At 64.5% G+C, this 15,262-nt stretch carries 16 protein-coding genes; 2 read left to right on the forward strand and 14 right to left on the reverse strand.

All coding sequences use genetic code 11. The features are described from left to right. Positions 1 to 33: 33 nt before the first annotated feature. The 13 genes from rpsO to C662_RS06910 form a co-directional block, all read right to left on the reverse strand. Positions 34 to 303 (reverse strand): 30S ribosomal protein S15, encoded by a 270-nt coding sequence (gene rpsO, locus C662_RS06850; RefSeq protein WP_002926549.1) that lies wholly within the window; start codon positions 301 to 303, stop codon positions 34 to 36. Positions 304 to 381: 78 nt separating this feature from the next. After that, positions 382 to 1,362: a tRNA pseudouridine(55) synthase TruB gene (truB, locus tag C662_RS06855; RefSeq protein ID WP_002926551.1), complete on the reverse strand. Its 981-nt coding sequence runs from the start codon at positions 1,360 to 1,362 to the stop codon at positions 382 to 384. Next, positions 1,343 to 1,783 (reverse strand): 30S ribosome-binding factor RbfA, encoded by a 441-nt coding sequence (rbfA, locus tag C662_RS06860; protein ID WP_002926552.1) that lies wholly within the window; start codon positions 1,781 to 1,783, stop codon positions 1,343 to 1,345. Before rbfA ends, truB begins: the two co-directional genes overlap by 20 nt. Before the next feature lie 3 nt (positions 1,784 to 1,786). Further along, positions 1,787 to 4,675 carry a translation initiation factor IF-2 gene (infB, locus tag C662_RS06865; RefSeq protein WP_002926555.1) on the reverse strand — a complete coding sequence of 963 codons (2,889 nt, stop codon included), beginning with the start codon at positions 4,673 to 4,675 and terminating at the stop codon, positions 1,787 to 1,789. A 13-nt stretch (positions 4,676 to 4,688) separates the two neighbouring features. Continuing rightward, positions 4,689 to 6,164: a transcription termination factor NusA gene (nusA, locus tag C662_RS06870; RefSeq protein WP_002926557.1), complete on the reverse strand. Its 1,476-nt coding sequence runs from the start codon at positions 6,162 to 6,164 to the stop codon at positions 4,689 to 4,691. Between the two features lie 27 nt (positions 6,165 to 6,191). After that, a complete protein-coding gene (gene rimP / locus C662_RS06875) occupies positions 6,192 to 6,626 on the reverse strand; it encodes a ribosome maturation factor RimP (RefSeq protein WP_002926560.1) in 435 nt (144 codons plus the stop codon). Between the two features lie 316 nt (positions 6,627 to 6,942). Beyond that, entirely contained in the window at positions 6,943 to 8,082 is a 1,140-nt protein-coding gene (gene rluB, locus C662_RS06880; protein WP_002926563.1) for a 23S rRNA pseudouridine(2605) synthase RluB, read from the reverse strand. Continuing rightward, positions 8,030 to 8,632, reverse strand: a complete 603-nt coding sequence (gene scpB, locus C662_RS06885) for an SMC-Scp complex subunit ScpB (protein WP_002926565.1) — start codon at positions 8,630 to 8,632, stop codon at positions 8,030 to 8,032. Before scpB ends, rluB begins: the two co-directional genes overlap by 53 nt. After that, positions 8,610 to 9,440: a segregation and condensation protein A gene (locus C662_RS06890; protein WP_002926567.1), complete on the reverse strand. Its 831-nt coding sequence runs from the start codon at positions 9,438 to 9,440 to the stop codon at positions 8,610 to 8,612. The genes scpB and C662_RS06890 overlap by 23 nt, the downstream gene beginning before the upstream one ends. A gap of 34 nt (positions 9,441 to 9,474) precedes the next feature. Continuing rightward, positions 9,475 to 10,677 (reverse strand): tryptophan--tRNA ligase, encoded by a 1,203-nt coding sequence (locus C662_RS06895; protein WP_002926569.1) that lies wholly within the window; start codon positions 10,675 to 10,677, stop codon positions 9,475 to 9,477. A gap of 5 nt (positions 10,678 to 10,682) precedes the next feature. Then, entirely contained in the window at positions 10,683 to 11,342 is a 660-nt protein-coding gene (locus C662_RS06900; protein WP_002926570.1) for a site-2 protease family protein, read from the reverse strand. Between the two features lie 27 nt (positions 11,343 to 11,369). Next, positions 11,370 to 11,993, reverse strand: a complete 624-nt coding sequence (locus C662_RS06905; RefSeq protein WP_002926573.1) for an L-threonylcarbamoyladenylate synthase — start codon at positions 11,991 to 11,993, stop codon at positions 11,370 to 11,372. A gap of 91 nt (positions 11,994 to 12,084) precedes the next feature. Further along, positions 12,085 to 12,948 carry a 3',5'-nucleoside bisphosphate phosphatase gene (locus C662_RS06910; protein WP_198291741.1) on the reverse strand — a complete coding sequence of 288 codons (864 nt, stop codon included), beginning with the start codon at positions 12,946 to 12,948 and terminating at the stop codon, positions 12,085 to 12,087. Between the two features lie 165 nt (positions 12,949 to 13,113). On the opposite strand from C662_RS06910, the gene C662_RS06915 reads away from it, so the two are divergent. Further along, on the forward strand, positions 13,114 to 13,785 hold the full coding sequence (locus C662_RS06915; RefSeq protein WP_232433227.1) for a YitT family protein: 672 nt from the start codon (positions 13,114 to 13,116) through the stop codon (positions 13,783 to 13,785). On the opposite strand, the gene ylqF is transcribed toward C662_RS06915, so the two are convergent. Then, positions 13,782 to 14,705: a ribosome biogenesis GTPase YlqF gene (ylqF, locus tag C662_RS06920; RefSeq protein WP_002926579.1), complete on the reverse strand. Its 924-nt coding sequence runs from the start codon at positions 14,703 to 14,705 to the stop codon at positions 13,782 to 13,784. The two genes, C662_RS06915 and ylqF, sit on opposite strands and share 4 nt — an antisense overlap. A gap of 279 nt (positions 14,706 to 14,984) precedes the next feature. Between ylqF and cspE the strand changes: the two genes are divergently transcribed. Next, positions 14,985 to 15,194, forward strand: a complete 210-nt coding sequence (gene cspE / locus C662_RS06925; RefSeq protein ID WP_002926583.1) for a transcription antiterminator/RNA stability regulator CspE — start codon at positions 14,985 to 14,987, stop codon at positions 15,192 to 15,194. Positions 15,195 to 15,262 lie beyond the last annotated feature (68 nt).

Consider the following 15,262-nt stretch of genomic DNA (forward strand, 5'->3'; position numbering starts at 1 on the left):
GATCGGCGCTGTGTAGCTCGTCACGGACGGCAATTACTTGCGCAGGCCCAGACGCTCGATCAGATTGCGATAGCTATCGGCGTTACGGCCCTTCAGGTAGTCCAGCAGCTTGCGACGCTGGCTGACCATCTTCAGCAGGCCACGACGGGAGTGATGATCCTTGCCGTGAGCCTTGAAGTGGGGGGCAAGCCCGTTGATGCGGGCGGTCAGGAGCGCAACCTGGACTTCCGGAGAACCGGTGTCGCCTTGGGCGCGCTGAAAGTCGGAGACGATCTGCGACTTGGATGCGGTGTCAAGAGCCATGTGTGTCTTTACTCGTGTTTTTCTGCCAATCAGAAGCCGCGGATTATACCCATAGCGGCACCATAAACTCAATCAAATTCATGCGCATGCGTCGTCGGCCAGGCCGCCGGTGGCAATCAGGCGGCGCGCCGCGAGGCGTCCGTCGTCCTGCCATTGCGCCAGACCGAGAAAACCGCCCGGGCCGTAGGCGCGTACCTTCGCCCCGGGCACGGCGCCCGGCAGCGACAGCACGCGCCCCTGCAACAGCCCGCGTGCCGCCTCGGCGTCGAGTTGCAGCATCGGGAAATCGGCCACGAGAGCGTCGACCGGTGCAAGCAAGGCATCGCGCCCACCCTCCCCGGCCGCCTCGAGGCACTCGAGCGAGACCGCGGCCGCCAACTGGAAAGCTCCAATTGCGGTACGCCGCAGTCCGGCCAGATGTGCGCCACAACCAAGCGCAGCGCCGATATCCATCGCCAGGCTACGGATATAGGTTCCCTTGCTGCAATGCACCCGGATCGAAAACCGTTCTCCGGCGAAGTCGAGCAACTCCAACGCGTGGATCGTGACCCGACGCGCTTCGCGCTCGATCTCGATGCCCTGTCGCGCGTACTCGTAGAGCGCCTTGCCGTCACGCTTGAGGGCCGAATACATCGGTGGCACCTGCTCGATCTCTCCGCGAAAGCGCTCGAGCACCACCTCAAGGGCGGCGCGCTCTATGGCAACCGGATGGGTGGCCAGCACCTTGCCCTCGGCATCGCCACTATCGGTCTCGACGCCGAGTTGCACCACCGCTTCGTAGGTCTTGTCGGCGTCAAGCAGCATCTGCGAGAACTTCGTCGCCTCACCAAAGGTGAGCGGCAGCAAGCCGCTCGCCATCGGATCCAGCGTGCCGGTGTGGCCTGCCTTGGCGGCGTTGAGCAGGCGACGCGCCGCCTGCAACGCGCCGTTCGAACTCATGCCCTGCGGCTTGTCGAGCAGCAGCACGCCATCGACCGCGCGGCGGATGATCTTGCGCTGCGGCGGTCTCGAGCGCTTCGCCGACTGCGCCCGCGCCGCCTCAGGCGCGGGATTTGTCATCGTCGTCCTTGCCAGCAGCGCGCTCGCCGCCCGTTTCGTCGGCAGAGGGCTCGTCCTGGTGGCGCGATTCGTCTTCCTTCACCACCGCATCGATCAGCTGGGACAGGCGCGAGCCCTCCTCGACCGAGCGGTCATAGTGGAAGTGCAACTCGGGAATGGTGTGAATGCGGATACGGCGACCCAGCTCGCGACGCAGGAATCCGCTCGCACGCCGCAAACCCTGCTGGATCTCGGGCACGTCTCCTTCACCGGTCATGCTGGTGAAGAACACCTTGGCGTGGGCGTAGTCGGGGGTGATTTCGACATCGGTGAGGGTAATGAAGCCGACGCGCGGATCCTTCACCTCCAGCCTGATCAGCTCGGCCAGCTCGCGGCGGATCTGCTCCACCACGCGCTGGCTGCGGGAATACTCCTTGGGCATCGCTTACAGGGTCCTCGCCACTTCCTTGATCTCGAACACTTCGAGCTGGTCGCCTTCCTTGATGTCGTTGTAGTTGCGCAGCTGCAGGCCGCACTCGTACCCGAACTTGACTTCCTTGACGTCGTCCTTGAAGCGCTTGAGCGACTCGAGCTCGCCGGTCCACAGCACCGTGTGGTTGCGCAGCAGGCGAACGTGCGAGCCGCGCCTGACCACGCCTTCCAGCACGTAGCAACCCGCGATGGAGCCGACCTTGGAGATCGTGAACACCTGGCGGATCTCGACCAGGCCGGTGACCTCCTCGCGCTTCTCGGGTGCCAGCATGCCCGACAGCGCCGCCTTCACTTCATCGACTGCGTCGTAGATGATGTTGTAGTAGCGGATGTCGACGTCGAAGCTCTCGGCGAGCTTGCGCGCACCGGCATCGGCACGGGTATTGAAGCCGATGATGACGGCGCCGGAAGCCTGCGCCAGGTTGACGTCGGACTCGCTGATCGCACCCACGGCAGCATGAATGACATTGACGCGGACCTCGTCGGTGGACAGCTTCTGCAGCGACTGCACCAGCGCTTCCTGCGAGCCTTGGACGTCGGCCTTGATGATGAGCGGCAGGGTCTTGACCTCGCCTTCGGCCATCTGCTCGAACATGTTCTCGAGCTTGGCAGCCTGCTGCTTGGCAAGCTTGACGTCACGGAACTTGCCCTGGCGGAAGAGCGCGATCTCGCGCGCCTTCTTCTCGTCGGCAAGCGCAATCGCCTCGTCGCCCGCCGCGGGCACGTCGGACAGACCGAGGATCTCGACCGGAATGGACGGGCCTGCCTGATCGATCTGCTTGCCGTTCTCGTCGAGCATGGCGCGGATACGGCCGAAGGTCGCCCCGGCCAGCAGCACGTCACCCTTGCGCAGCGTACCCGACTGCACCAGCAGCGAAGCCACCGGGCCACGGCCCTTGTCCAGACGTGCTTCGATGATCAGGCCCTTGGCCGGCGCATCGACCGCCGCAGTCAGCTCAAGCACCTCGGCCTGCAACAGCACGGCCTCAAGCAACTCGTCAATGCCAGTACCCTTCTTGGCCGACACCGGCACGAACATCGTGTCGCCACCGTAAGCCTCGGGGATAACCTCTTCGGCAATCAACTCCTGCGTGACGCGCTCGGGATTGGCATCGGGCTTGTCGATCTTGTTGATCGCCACCACCAGCGGCACGCCCGCCGCCTTTGCGTGATGGATCGCCTCGCGCGTCTGCGGCATCACGCCGTCATCGGCCGCCACCACCAGGATGACGATGTCGGTCGCCTTCGCACCACGCGCACGCATCGCCGTGAAGGCCTCGTGACCCGGAGTATCCAGGAAGGTGACCATGCCACGCGCCGTCTCGACGTGATACGCGCCGATATGCTGGGTGATGCCGCCGAACTCGCCGGCAGCGACCTTGGCAGTACGAATGTAGTCGAGCAGCGAAGTCTTGCCGTGATCGACGTGACCCATGACGGTGACCACCGGCGCGCGCGGCAGGATCTCAGCGTCCTTGTGATCCTCGCTGTCCTCCAGGAAGGCATCCGGATCGTCGAGCTTGGCCGCCAGCGCCTTGTGGCCCATTTCCTCGACGATGATCATCGCCGTTTCCTGGTCCAGCACCTGGTTGATGGTGACCATCGAACCCATCTTCATCAGCGCCTTGATCACCTCGGTCGCCTTGATCGCCATCTTGTGGGCGAGATCGGCAACAGTGATGGTCTCGGGCACGTGGACTTCGCGCACGATCGGCTCGACCGGCGCCTGGAAGGAGGTACGGTCGTCATGCTGGTTGCGGCCATGACGCCCACCACCCTTGCCAGCCCCACGCCAGTTGCTGCCTGCAGTCGCCCCCACCTCGCCGCGCGTCTTGAGACCACCGCGGCGCTTGCCTGCGCCTTCAGCCTCGCGAGCAGGCGCCGGCGCACCGCGCCGAGCGTCGCGTGCAGCGGGCTTGTCTTCGGTCTTGGCGGGACGGTGCAGCGTACCCGTGGTCGTCTTGGCAGGCTTGGCAGCCTCTTCCTTCTTCTGCTGTTCTGCGCGCAAGCGCGCCTCTTCCTCGGCCTTGCGCGCATCGGCGGCCGCTCGCGCAGCGGCCTCGCGCTCCTGACGGGCGCGCAGGTCGGCAGCCTGGCGCTCTTTCAGGGCGCGCTGGCGCTCCTCGTCGCGCTTGCGCGCGGCGATTTCTTCCTCGCTCAGAATCTCGGACAACGGCAACGGCTTGCTCAACACTGTAGTCACGACCGGTGCTGCCGGCGCGACCGGCTCGGGCTTGACCTCCGCCGCTGCGGTCGCACGCGCCGGAGCAGCAGCAGGACGCGATTCAACCGCCTGCGGCGGTGCCGCAGGCTGCTCGACAGCCTGCACCTCAACCTGCTCGGCGACCGCTTCCACGACCGGCTCGGGCTCGGCGACAGGCGCCGGAGCCTCAACCTCGACCTCGACACTGGCGACCACCGCTTCCGCAACCGGCTCGATCGGCTCGACCACCGGCTGTTCGTCGCTGACCACCGCCTCGACATGCAGCGCCTCGGCCGCAGCAGCCTGTTCGGCCGCCTCTCCAAGCTGATCGCCAGCCAGTTCGTCACGCTTGACGAAGGTGCGCTTCTTGCGCACCTCGACCTGAACGGTACGTGCACGACCGGTGGAGTCGGTCGCGCGGATCTCGGTCGTCTGCTTGCGCGTCAGGGTGATCTTGCCCTTGGGCTGGGTATCACCATGCGAACGGCGCAGGTACTCCAGAAGCTTCGCCTTGTCCTGTTCGGTAAGCAGGTCGCTCGGGCCGGTCTTATCCACGCCCGCGCGCTTCAACTGCTCGAGCAGCACCGCGGCCGGCATCTTCAGTTCGCCGGCAAACTGGGTCACGCTCATCTGTTCCATTACAGCCCTCCCATCATTCTTCGAACCAATGGGCGCGCGCAACGGATATCAGCGCCTTGGCTCTTTCTTCGTCGATCCCAGCCATCTCGACCAGCTCGTCGACCGCAAGGTCGGCCAGGTCGTCGCGGGTACGAATGCCCTGCTGGGCAAGTTTGGCGGCAAGGGACTTCTCCATGCCGTCCAGATTGAGCAGATCATCGGCTACGTTCTCGAGCTGCTCCTCGGTGACGATGGCCTCGGTCAGCAGCACGTTACGTGCGCGATTGCGCAGCTCGTTGACCGTATCCTCGTCGAAGGCTTCGATCTCCAGCATCTCGGCCAGCGGCACGTAGGCCACTTCCTCGAGCGAAGAGAAACCCTCCTCGATCAGGATGTCGGCGAGTTCTTCGTCCACATCCAGTTTCTCCATGAACAGCGCGCGCAGCCCCTGCTGCTCCTGCGCCGTCTTTTCGGCCGACTCCTGCTCGCTCATCAGGTTGATCGTCCACCCGGTGAGTTCGGACGCCAGCTTCACGTTCTGGCCGTTGCGGCCAATGGCGATGGCGAGGTTGTTCTCGTCCACCACCACATCCATGGCGTGCGCCTCTTCATCTACGACGATCGACACGACTTCGGCAGGCTGCAGCGCAGCGACCACGAACTGCGCCGGATCGGACGACCACACGATGATGTCGACCTGCTCACCGCCGACCTCGTTGCGCACCGCGGTGACGCGCGAGCCGCGCAAGCCCACGCAGGTACCGATCGGATCGATGCGCTGATCGTTGGACTTGACCGCGATCTTGGCACGCAGGCCGGGGTCGCGGGCGCAGGCCTTGAGCTCGAGCAGACCATCTTCGATCTCGGGCACTTCGAGCTCGAACAGCTTCATCAGGAACTCGGGCGCGGTGCGCGACAACACCAGTTGCGGACCGCGGGCGCCGCGATCGATGCGCAGCAGGAAGGCCTTGACGCGATCGCCCACGCGCAGGTTCTCGCGCGGAATCTGCTGGTCGCGCGGCAGCACGGCTTCCATGCGACCGACCTCGATAATCGCGCTACCACGCTCCATGCGCTTGATCGAACCCGAAACGAGGAATTCCTTGCGATCGAGGAAGTCGTTGAGCACCTGCTCGCGCTCGGCATCGCGGATGCGCTGCAGGATGACCTGCTTGGCAGCCTGCGCACCAATACGACCGAAGTCGATGGGCTCGAGCTCCTCTTCGATGTAGTCGCCGATCTGCACATCGGCGCGCAGCTCGCGCGCATCGATGATGCCCATCTCGGCCTCATCGTTGGTGACCTCCTCATCAAGCATCACCAGCCAGCGACGCGTCGAGGTGTAGTCACCCGAGTCGCGGTCGATCGACACCACCACGTCGGCATCATCGTGGATGCGTTTCTTGGTCGCAGAGGCCAAGGCGGTTTCGAGCGCGGAAAAAACGATGTCCCGGGCGACATTCTTCTCGCGCGCCAGGGCATCCACAAGCAGCAGGATCTCGCGGCTCATTTCAGTAAAACCTCCACATCCACAGTCTCAAAATTGGGGTACCAGACGTGCTTTCTCGATGTCGCCGAAGGGCAGCATGACCTCGCCCTTCTCGGTGCGCAGCGCCACTGCACCGTCACGCACACCCTCGATCACGCCGACGAAATTACGTTGATTGCCGATCGGCAGCGTCAGTCGCACCTGCGCCTGCTCGCCGGCGAAACGTTCGAAATCGGCCAGCTTCTTGAGCGGGCGGTCAAGACCCGGCGAGGACACCTCGAGCCGGTCATAGTCAACGTTCTCGACCTCGAACACGCGCTGGAGCTGGTTGCTGACGGTCGCGCAGTCATCGACCGTGATGCCGCGCTCGATATCGAGAAAGATGCGCAGCAGACGCCCCTTGGGAGAGAACTCGACATCCACGAGCTCGTATCCAAGACCCGTCACCACCTGCTCGATCAGTTGCTCGACATCGGTACGCATTGCGCCTCCCAGCCCCTTCTACTCATTCTTCATGGACGCCATAACCGGCGCCACAAATAAAAAATGGGCGAAACGCCCATCAAACAATTGCTCCTGCAGGAAATACACCGCTGGCCACAACCGCAAGACGGACGGCCACCATCCGACCAACACGCCCAAAGCAAACGACTGGCGCACAATCGGAAACCTATCCATCAAAGCCGCGAGAGTATAGCGCCAAAGCGCCGCGCGGGCAAACCGTCGTGAAACGAGGTCTGCACCGGGCAGCGCCCTTCCGAACACCGGGCGAAAGCGCGTAACGCGACCGGCGTTTCGCTCAACGCTCCTTCGCCCCGCCACGCGGCTGCGTGCGATGGAGCTTCACCGGGCGTTTGGCACGCTCGTCACTCTCGCGACTCTGCGGCACGGGGACGCCGGCAAGACGGCAGGCATCGGCCTCCGGCATCTCCATCCACATACCCCGCTTGAGACGCGCCGGCAACTCAACGCTACCGTAGCGGACCCGCATCAGGCGACTCACGGTCAGGCCGACCGCCTCGAACATGCGACGCACCTCGCGATTGCGGCCCTCCGAGATCGTCACCCGATACCAATGATTGGCACCCTCGCCGCCCTCGGCGCGCAGCTGGTTGAATTTAGCCAGCCCGTCTTCGAGCTGAATGCCCTCGCACAACGACTGCGCCTGCTCCTCTGTCAGCTCACCGAGCACCCGCACCGCGTACTCGCGCTCGAGTTCGTAGCGCGGATGCATCAGGCGGTTGGCCAGATCGCCGTCGTTGGTAAATAGCAACAAGCCGGAAGTATTGAAGTCCAGCCGCCCCACCGCCAGCCAGCGCCCCTTGCGTAGCAACGGCAGGCGCTCGAATACGGTCGGCCGGCCTTCTGGATCATCGCGCGAAACGATTTCACCCTCGGGCTTGTGGTAGATGAGCACGCGCGGACTACGCTGGGAAAAGCGCAGCGGCACCAGCTTGCCATTGACCTTGACGCGATCGCCGGGACCGATCTTCTGCCCAAGTGCTGCCGGCAAGCCGTTGACCGAAATCCGGCCGGCCAGCACCCAGTCCTCGATCTCGCGACGCGACGCGACCCCCGCCTGAGCCAGAACCTTCTGCAACCGCTCGGGCTCGGTCAGCGTGGTCGGCGCATTGCGCGCCCGCCCCGACACACCACCACGTGGCGCTCGTTCGCCGCGCTGAGTCTGACCAAGGGCAGTCTGGTGCGCATCCGGCCTGCGCGCAGGATCGTCCGGACGACGAGAGCCGCGCCCACTCTCCGGACGCGCGCGCCGCGCACCGCGCGGGTCCGCATTCAGGTGCGCATCCGGCGCGCTCGGCTGCGCCTCCTCGTCCCGCGCCGCGCGGCGATCGGCACGCGGGTCGCGATCGAGGATCTCGATGGCGTCAGACTTCTTCTTCGTGGGCGGCCGCAGGGGCCTGTTCGGTTTGCGAGACATCGACTAGATCCATAATTTTCTCGATTTCGGCCAGCGCCGGCAGCTCGGTCAGGCTGCGCAGCCCCATGTCATCGAGGAAGCGCCGGGTGGTGGCGAACAAGGCCGGCCGGCCGGGCGTATCGCGCTGGCCGACGATATCGACCCAACCGCGCGACTCGAGTGTTTTCAGTATGTTCGGCGACACCGCCACCCCGCGTATGTCTTCAATGTCGCCACGCGTCACGGGCTGCCGGTATGCAATGATCGCCAGCGTTTCCATCACCGCCCGCGAGTAGCGCGGCGGCTTTTCATCCTTCAGGCGGTCGAGATAGACCTGGTACTGCGGCCGCGTCTGGAAGCGCCAGCCGCTGGCGAGCTGCACCAACTCCACGCCGCGATCAGCCGCCACCCATTCCTCGCGCAGCGCATCAAGCAGCCTGCGCACGAGATCCGGGCCGGGATCGTCGTCGAACAGGCGCCTCAGGCTGGCCACGGACAACGGTGCAGTGGCGGCCAGCAAGGCTGCCTCGACCACTCGCAACCAGGCCTCAGGCGTCGCTTCGCGTTCCATCGGCCAATTTCACGTAGATCGGCGCAAACGCCTCATTCTGAGTCACTTCGACCAACCTCTCCTTGACCAGCTCGAGCACGGCGAGAAAGCTGACCACCAGCCCCGCCGCCCCGAGTGCGGTATCGAACAGCGCATCGAACACCACGAAGCCCCCATCGCCCAGCCTGCGCAGGATTGCCGTCATGTGCTCGCGCACGGAAAGCTGCTCCCGCCCAACTCGGTGGTGCTGGTTCAGGCGCGCCTTCTTCATGATGCGCAGCCAGGCCAGCTGCAGATCATGCAGACTGACCTCGGGTTGGCGCTCGACAAGCTTCTCGGCGACGAACACGCCGACCCACTCGAAATCGCGCTCCACGCGAGGCATCGCATCGAGGCGCAGCGCGGCGATCTTCATCTGCTCGTACTCGACCAGCCGGCGCACCAGTTCCGCGCGCGGATCCTCTTCCTCGGCCCCCTCTCGCGTCGGCCTCGGCAGCAGCATGCGCGACTTGATCTCGAGCAACACCGCCGCCATCAACAGGTACTCGGCTGCGAGCTCGAGATTGCTCTGCCGCATGGCTTCGACGTACTCGAGGTACTGTGCGGTGAGCGGCGCCATCGGAATATCGAGGACATCGAGATTCGCTTTGCGGATCAGGTACAGCAGCAGATCCAGCGGCCCTTCGAACGCATCCAGGAACACCTGCAATGCGTCGGGCGGAATATACAGGTCTTTGGGCAGTTCGAGCAGGGGCTCGCCATAAATGCGCGCCACCGAATCGAGAACGTCCTGCGCCTCGACAGGCGCGAGATCGAGCGCCAGGTTCATGACCACTCACGCTCGCGGGAACCCGGCGCCGCCATCAGCCGTAATCCAGGCCCATCGCCTCACGCACATCGCGCATGGTTTCCTGCGCGAGCTTGCGCGCCCGCTCGCAACCATCTGCAACGATGCTGCGAACGAGGCCAGGATCGTCAAGATAGGGCTGAGCTCGCTCGTGCAGCCCCTCCTGCTCCTCGAGGATCGCTTCAAGGACGGGTTGCTTGCACTCGAGGCAGCCGATCGAGGCACTACGGCAACCACGCTGCGCCCACGCCAGAGTGTCCTCGTTCGAGTAGATCATGTGCAGTTGCCACACCGGGCAGCGCTCGGGCTCGCCCGGATCGGTACGCCGCATGCGCGCCGGATCGGTCTGCATCGTGCGCACCTTGCGCGTGACGCTGTCGGCATCCTCGCGCAGGTTGATGGTATTGCCGTAGGCCTTGGACATCTTCTGCCCATCCAGGCCAGGCATGCGCGAGACCGGCGCAAGCAAGGCCTCGGGCTCGACCAGAATCATCTTGCCGCCGCCTTCCAGATAACCGTAAAGGCGCTCGCGATCGCCCAGGCTCAGGTTCTGGGTCTCGTCGAGCAAGGCTTTCGCCTGCTCGAGCGCCTCGTCGTCGCCATCCTGCTGAAAGCGGGTGCGCAGATCATGGTAGAGCCGCGCGCGCTTGGCACCGAGCTTGCGAACGGCCTCTCTGGCCTTGTCCTCGAAGCCGGGCTCGCGGCCGTACAGGTGATTGAACCGGCGGGCGAGCTCGCGGGTGATCTCGACATGCGGCACCTGATCCTCGCCAACCGGCACCTTGTCGGCGCGATAGATGAGGATGTCCGCAGACTGCAGCAGCGGATAGCCCAGAAAGCCGTAGGTCGACAGCTCGGCACCCTCGCCACGCTCCTGCTGCTCCTTCCAGCCCGGAACGCGCTCGAGCCAGCCGAGCGGCGTCATCATCGACAGCAGCAAGTGGAGCTCGGCATGCTCGGGCACCCGGGACTGGATGAAGAGGGTAGCCTGCGCCGGATCGACGCCAGCGGCGAGCCAATCGACAAGCATGGTCCACACGTTGTCGGCAATGACTTCGGGGCTGTCGTAGTGGGTGGTGAGGGCATGCCAGTCGGCGACGAAGAAGAAGCAGGGAAACTCCTCCTGCAGCTTCACCCAGTTCTTGAGCACACCGTGATGGTGCCCGAGGTGAAGCCTGCCGCTGGGGCGCATGCCTGAAAGAACGCGTTCTGCGTACATGGGGGTCAGAAACCGAGGACGGTTGAGAGCAGGTAGCGGAAACCAGCGATCAGCGGCCACAGGATGGTGCCGAGGATGCCGGTGAACAACAACACAAGCAGGATCGGGAAGCCATAGGGCTCCAGCCGTGCAAAGCGCCAGGCAAGCCGATTCGGCAACAGGCTGACGGCAATGCGTCCGCCGTCGAGAGGCGGAATCGGCAGCAGATTGAGCACCATCAGCACGGCATTGATCTGGATGCCGGCGTCGGCCATCTTGAGCATCGGCAGGGTATAGGCGCCGGGCTCTGAAGTTGCCGCAATGCGAAACAGCAGCCCCCAGGCCACAGCCATGAGGAGATTCACGAAAGGTCCCGCTGCGGCAACCCAGAGCATGTCGGCCTTGGGATTGCGCAGGCGACCAAAATTGACCGGCACCGGCTTGGCCCAGCCAAACAGGATGCCACCCGCCCCGAACAGCGTCGTCAGCGCAAGAATGCCCGCAGGCACGAGAATGGTGCCGACCGGGTCGATGTGCTTGAGCGGGTTGAGCGTGATACGGCCGGCCAGATCGGCGGTCGGATCGCCGAAATGACGCGCAACGTAGCCATGCGCGGCCTCGTGCAAGGTGATCGCCAGCAGCACGGGCAGTGCCCAGATGGCCAGGATGGGGATCAGTGAATCCATGGAATGCTTGATCGTCCTCGCGGCGGCCTAAAGTCCGAATGGCTCGAGCGCACCCCGCCCGGCACGCACAAGCTCGGGCGCCCCGGAGGTGAGGTCGATCACCGTCGTCGCCTCAGGGCCACAATAACCAGCCTCGATGATGAGCTCCACCTGCTTCTCGAGGCGCTCGCGAATCTCGTCGGCATCGCTCATGGGCAGCGTTTCGCCCGGCAGGATGAGGGTCGACGTGAGCAGAGGTCCGTCGATCTCGGCAAGCAAGGCCGACACGACGGCATGCTCGGGCACGCGCAGACCGATCGTCTTGCGCTTCGGATGCAGAACGCGCCGCGGCAACTCCTTGGTCCCTTCGAGAATGAAGGTATAGGGGCCTGGCGTGGTGGCCTTGAGCAAGCGGTACTGGCCATTGTCAACGCGCGCATAGGTGCCGATCTCCGACAGGTCGCGGCACATAAGCGTGAAGTGATGACGCTCGTCGACGCCACGCAGACGACGGATGCGTTCGAGCAGCCCCGCATCGCCCATCTGGCAGACGAGGGCATAGGCCGAGTCGGTCGGCAGCACGACCAGCCCGCCGCGGCGGATGATCTCGGCCGCCTGGCGGATCAGGCGCGCCTGAGGTTGCTCGGGATGAAGGGAGAAGAACTGTGCCATGTGCTTGTCGTAGAGTGCTCGATATGGATCGGCAGGGGGTCGGCAGGACCGCCTCCCGGTTGAATGCGCTGGAGGCGCGCTACTGACGAGCCTACATAAGCCGCGACCACACCGGCTGCAGATCGGCCGGCAAAGGATTGCAGCACCCCAGGTCAACAGCGCTCTCGGCTGCGCCATGAAAGTCCGAGGCGCGGGATGCAAGCAAGCCACGGCGACGGGCAAGACTGGCAAATCGCCGCATCTCGTCCTCGGTATGCGCCCCGGAAACAACCTCGACCGCTTCGCCCCCGGCTGCGATGAAGCAATCGAACAGGCGCTCGAGATCGGCGCCCGACAGCCGGTAGCGCGCCGGGTGAGCGACCACCGCAATACCACCCGCAGCACGAATCCAGCCCACCGCATCCTCGAGCCTGGCCCAGGCATGGTCGACAAAGCCGGGCTTGCCCCGCACCAGGTAGTGGTCAAACACGGTCTTTACATCGGGCATGACGCCGGCGGCCACCAGATGACGGGCGAAGTGCGCGCGACTGACCAGGGCAGGATTGCGGGCAAAGCGGTGGGCACCCGCCAGCGCATCACGAATACCCACGCGCTCGAGCGCCTCGCCAATGCGCTTCGCCCTTGCGTCGCGACCTGCCCGCAGCTGCGCGAGCCCATCGACCAGCACGGGATGACGGTGATCCACGCCAAGGCCGACGATGTGAATGGTCTCGCCCGCAAACGACACGGAAATCTCCACCCCGGCAACAAAGCGCAAGCCGTGCGCCGAAGCGACCCGCGCCGCAGCGTCAATGCCACCAAGCTCGTCGTGATCGGTCAGCGCAAGCAGGTCCACACCATTTGCGAGCGCGCGCAGCACCACATCCTCCGGGTCCAGCCAGCCGTCCGACACCGTCGAGTGACAATGCAGGTCGGCGTTGATGGCGTGTGGCGATGCTGGGTGCGAAGGGGTCATCAAGGGGAAGCAGGAAACGGTCGGCCCTGCATCATAGCAAAGCGCCATCGTCACGACGCGCCAAAGGGTCGCAAAGCAGGTCGCAAAGCGCAGGGGTTCGGGCTCGACCGCGCACGATCCCTGCACCAGGTCGTATCATCGTCGCCTGCACGAAGGACCGCCGCCATGATCAACCCGCCTCCCACGCCACCACAGCCCCTACCGTCGTCCCCGCCTGACAGCTCGCGCACCCCTGGCCCAAAGCCCACCACCCACACGCTTTTCGAGGACGTGCAGGGGGTGCTCACAGGCTGCCTGTTCGTGGCCCTCGCCCTTGTAATGTTCCGCGAGAGCTCGCTGCTCACTGGCGGCACCACCGGCCTGTCCTTTCTCATGCACTACCTTGCCGACTGGCCGCTGGGCGTGTCGCTCGTGGTCCTGAACCTGCCCTTCTATGCCTTTGGGCTGCGCGCACTCGGCCTGGCATTCACGATCAAGACGTTCTGCGCCGTCGCCGTACTGGCCCTGTATACCGAGACGCTCCCATTGCTGGTGAGTTTCGACGTGCTCAACCCGGTCTTTGCAAGCATCATGGCAGGGCTGCTCGCGGGCACCGGGATCCTGATCCTCATCCGCCATGGCGCCAGCCTGGGAGGCGTCACCATTCTCGGCCTCTACCTCCAGAAGCGCCGCGGCTGGCGCGCGGGTTCGGTGCAGATGGTGGCCGACATACTGATCATGGCGCTCGGGTTGCTCGCGCTGAGCCTCGACAAGATTGCGCTCTCCATCCTGGCTGCCGCAGCGGTCAATCTCGTCATCGCAGTCAATCACCGCCCGGACCGTTACTTCGGGATCTAGCCCGCCTCCCCGCCGGCCGCATCACCCACCTCGGCCAGCGCCCGTGCGGCGATCGCCGCTGCAATCATGGCCTCCCTGCTGTCGGGCGATTCCAGACTGATGCGGCCCAGCGCCCCGTCTCGATAGTCCTGCAGCAGGATCTGCGCCGCCTTCTCAAGGTCCAGCCCACCGCCCTTGACGAGACAACCGCGCCGGCGACCGACCGCCTCGACCAGCGCCGGACCATCGAGTGTGGCAACCGCCGCGCGCTCGAGCCGGTAGCGCGCGGCCAGCCTGTCGGCATAGCGCGCCAAGAGGATCTCGCCGAGAAAGGCAGCCACCTCCTCGTCGATGACGGCGTTGCGGCCAATCGCATGGCTGGCCGCGAGCATGTAGCCATCCGCGTCGTAATCGATCTTCGGCCACATCATCCCCGGTGTGTCGGTCAGCGTCATGCCCGGCCCCAGATCGAGCGTCTGCTGGTGCTTGGTCACGGCCGGCTCATCGCCGACCTTGGCCACCTTGCGCTTGAGCAGGGCGTTCATCAGCGTCGACTTGCCCACATTGGGTATGCCCATGATCATCATGCGCAGGGGCTTGGTGCCGTCGTCACGATGGGGCGCAAGCTCACGGCAGAGCGTCGGAATGCGTGCGACATCCGCCGCACTCTTGGCCGAAATCGCAACGGCCCTGACCCCGGGCTGGCGGTTGTAGAACGCCATCCACGCCCGCGTCACCTCCGGATCGGCAAGGTCGGACTTGTTGAGCAACTTCAGGCAGGGACGATTACGAAACCGCCGCAGCTCGGCGATCATCGGGTTGCTGCTCGCTTCCGGCAGGCGCGCGTCGGTCACCTCGATGACGACATCGATGGCAGCCATTGCCTCGGCCGCCTTCTTGCGCGCCGACGCCATGTGCCCCGGGAACCACTGGATGGGCATGGGAGTTCCGTAGATCTGGAGAAGCACCGATTATCCCACCGCACACCCACTGGCGCGAACAAGACATCGGCCACTTTCGGCGCAACTCAAAATAAATTCACGCATCCGCGAAAAACCGTGTATCGTGCCGTTCGCAGTCGATTCAAGCAGTGGTTGTTCTGGTGGTTGCCCAGCGAGTTCCAAGAGAACGCGTGTCGGTTTGATGCCTCCTGATTACGTTTCTTGATCGTTCCTGCATCTCCGGGGCGCAAGCCCGCAATTCTTCATATGGAACGCAAAATGAGCACTCAAACCGGTACCGTGAAATGGTTCAACGACGCCAAGGGCTTCGGCTTCATCACTCCTGAAGGCGGCGGCGACGACCTGTTCGCCCACTTCTCCGAAATCCAGAGCAAGGGTTTCAAGAGCCTGGCCGAAAACCAGCGCGTCGAATTCGAAGTCAAGACCGGCCCGAAGGGCCTGCAGGCGGCCAACATCCGCCCGCTGTAATCGAAGCGACGTCGCCGACGTCACTCGATGCACCCGAAACGCGGCCTTGCGCCGCGTTTTTGCTTTTC

It is taken from the genome of Thauera sp. 28, assembly GCF_000310145.2.
In the GTDB taxonomy this organism is placed as follows: domain Bacteria; phylum Pseudomonadota; class Gammaproteobacteria; order Burkholderiales; family Rhodocyclaceae; genus Thauera; species Thauera mechernichensis.

Coding starts and splice junctions, on each gene's coding strand:
- rpsO (WP_002926549.1), bottom strand. CDS start 303: ATGGCTCTTGACACCGCATCCAAGTCGCAGATCGTCTCCGACTTTCAG.
- C662_RS06910 (WP_198291741.1), bottom strand. CDS start 12,948: ATGACCCCTTCGCACCCAGCATCGCCACACGCCATCAACGCCGACCTG.
- nusA (WP_002926557.1), bottom strand. CDS start 6,164: ATGAGCCGCGAGATCCTGCTGCTTGTGGATGCCCTGGCGCGCGAGAAG.
- cspE (WP_002926583.1), top strand. CDS start 14,985: ATGAGCACTCAAACCGGTACCGTGAAATGGTTCAACGACGCCAAGGGC.
- truB (WP_002926551.1), bottom strand. CDS start 1,362: ATGACAAATCCCGCGCCTGAGGCGGCGCGGGCGCAGTCGGCGAAGCGC.
- C662_RS06900 (WP_002926570.1), bottom strand. CDS start 11,342: ATGGATTCACTGATCCCCATCCTGGCCATCTGGGCACTGCCCGTGCTG.
- C662_RS06915 (WP_232433227.1), top strand. CDS start 13,114: ATGATCAACCCGCCTCCCACGCCACCACAGCCCCTACCGTCGTCCCCG.
- C662_RS06890 (WP_002926567.1), bottom strand. CDS start 9,440: ATGAACCTGGCGCTCGATCTCGCGCCTGTCGAGGCGCAGGACGTTCTC.
- ylqF (WP_002926579.1), bottom strand. CDS start 14,705: ATGCCCATCCAGTGGTTCCCGGGGCACATGGCGTCGGCGCGCAAGAAG.
- infB (WP_002926555.1), bottom strand. CDS start 4,675: ATGGAACAGATGAGCGTGACCCAGTTTGCCGGCGAACTGAAGATGCCG.
- rbfA (WP_002926552.1), bottom strand. CDS start 1,783: ATGCCCAAGGAGTATTCCCGCAGCCAGCGCGTGGTGGAGCAGATCCGC.
- rluB (WP_002926563.1), bottom strand. CDS start 8,082: ATGTCTCGCAAACCGAACAGGCCCCTGCGGCCGCCCACGAAGAAGAAG.
- C662_RS06895 (WP_002926569.1), bottom strand. CDS start 10,677: ATGTACGCAGAACGCGTTCTTTCAGGCATGCGCCCCAGCGGCAGGCTT.
- rimP (WP_002926560.1), bottom strand. CDS start 6,626: ATGCGTACCGATGTCGAGCAACTGATCGAGCAGGTGGTGACGGGTCTT.
- scpB (WP_002926565.1), bottom strand. CDS start 8,632: ATGGAACGCGAAGCGACGCCTGAGGCCTGGTTGCGAGTGGTCGAGGCA.
- C662_RS06905 (WP_002926573.1), bottom strand. CDS start 11,993: ATGGCACAGTTCTTCTCCCTTCATCCCGAGCAACCTCAGGCGCGCCTG.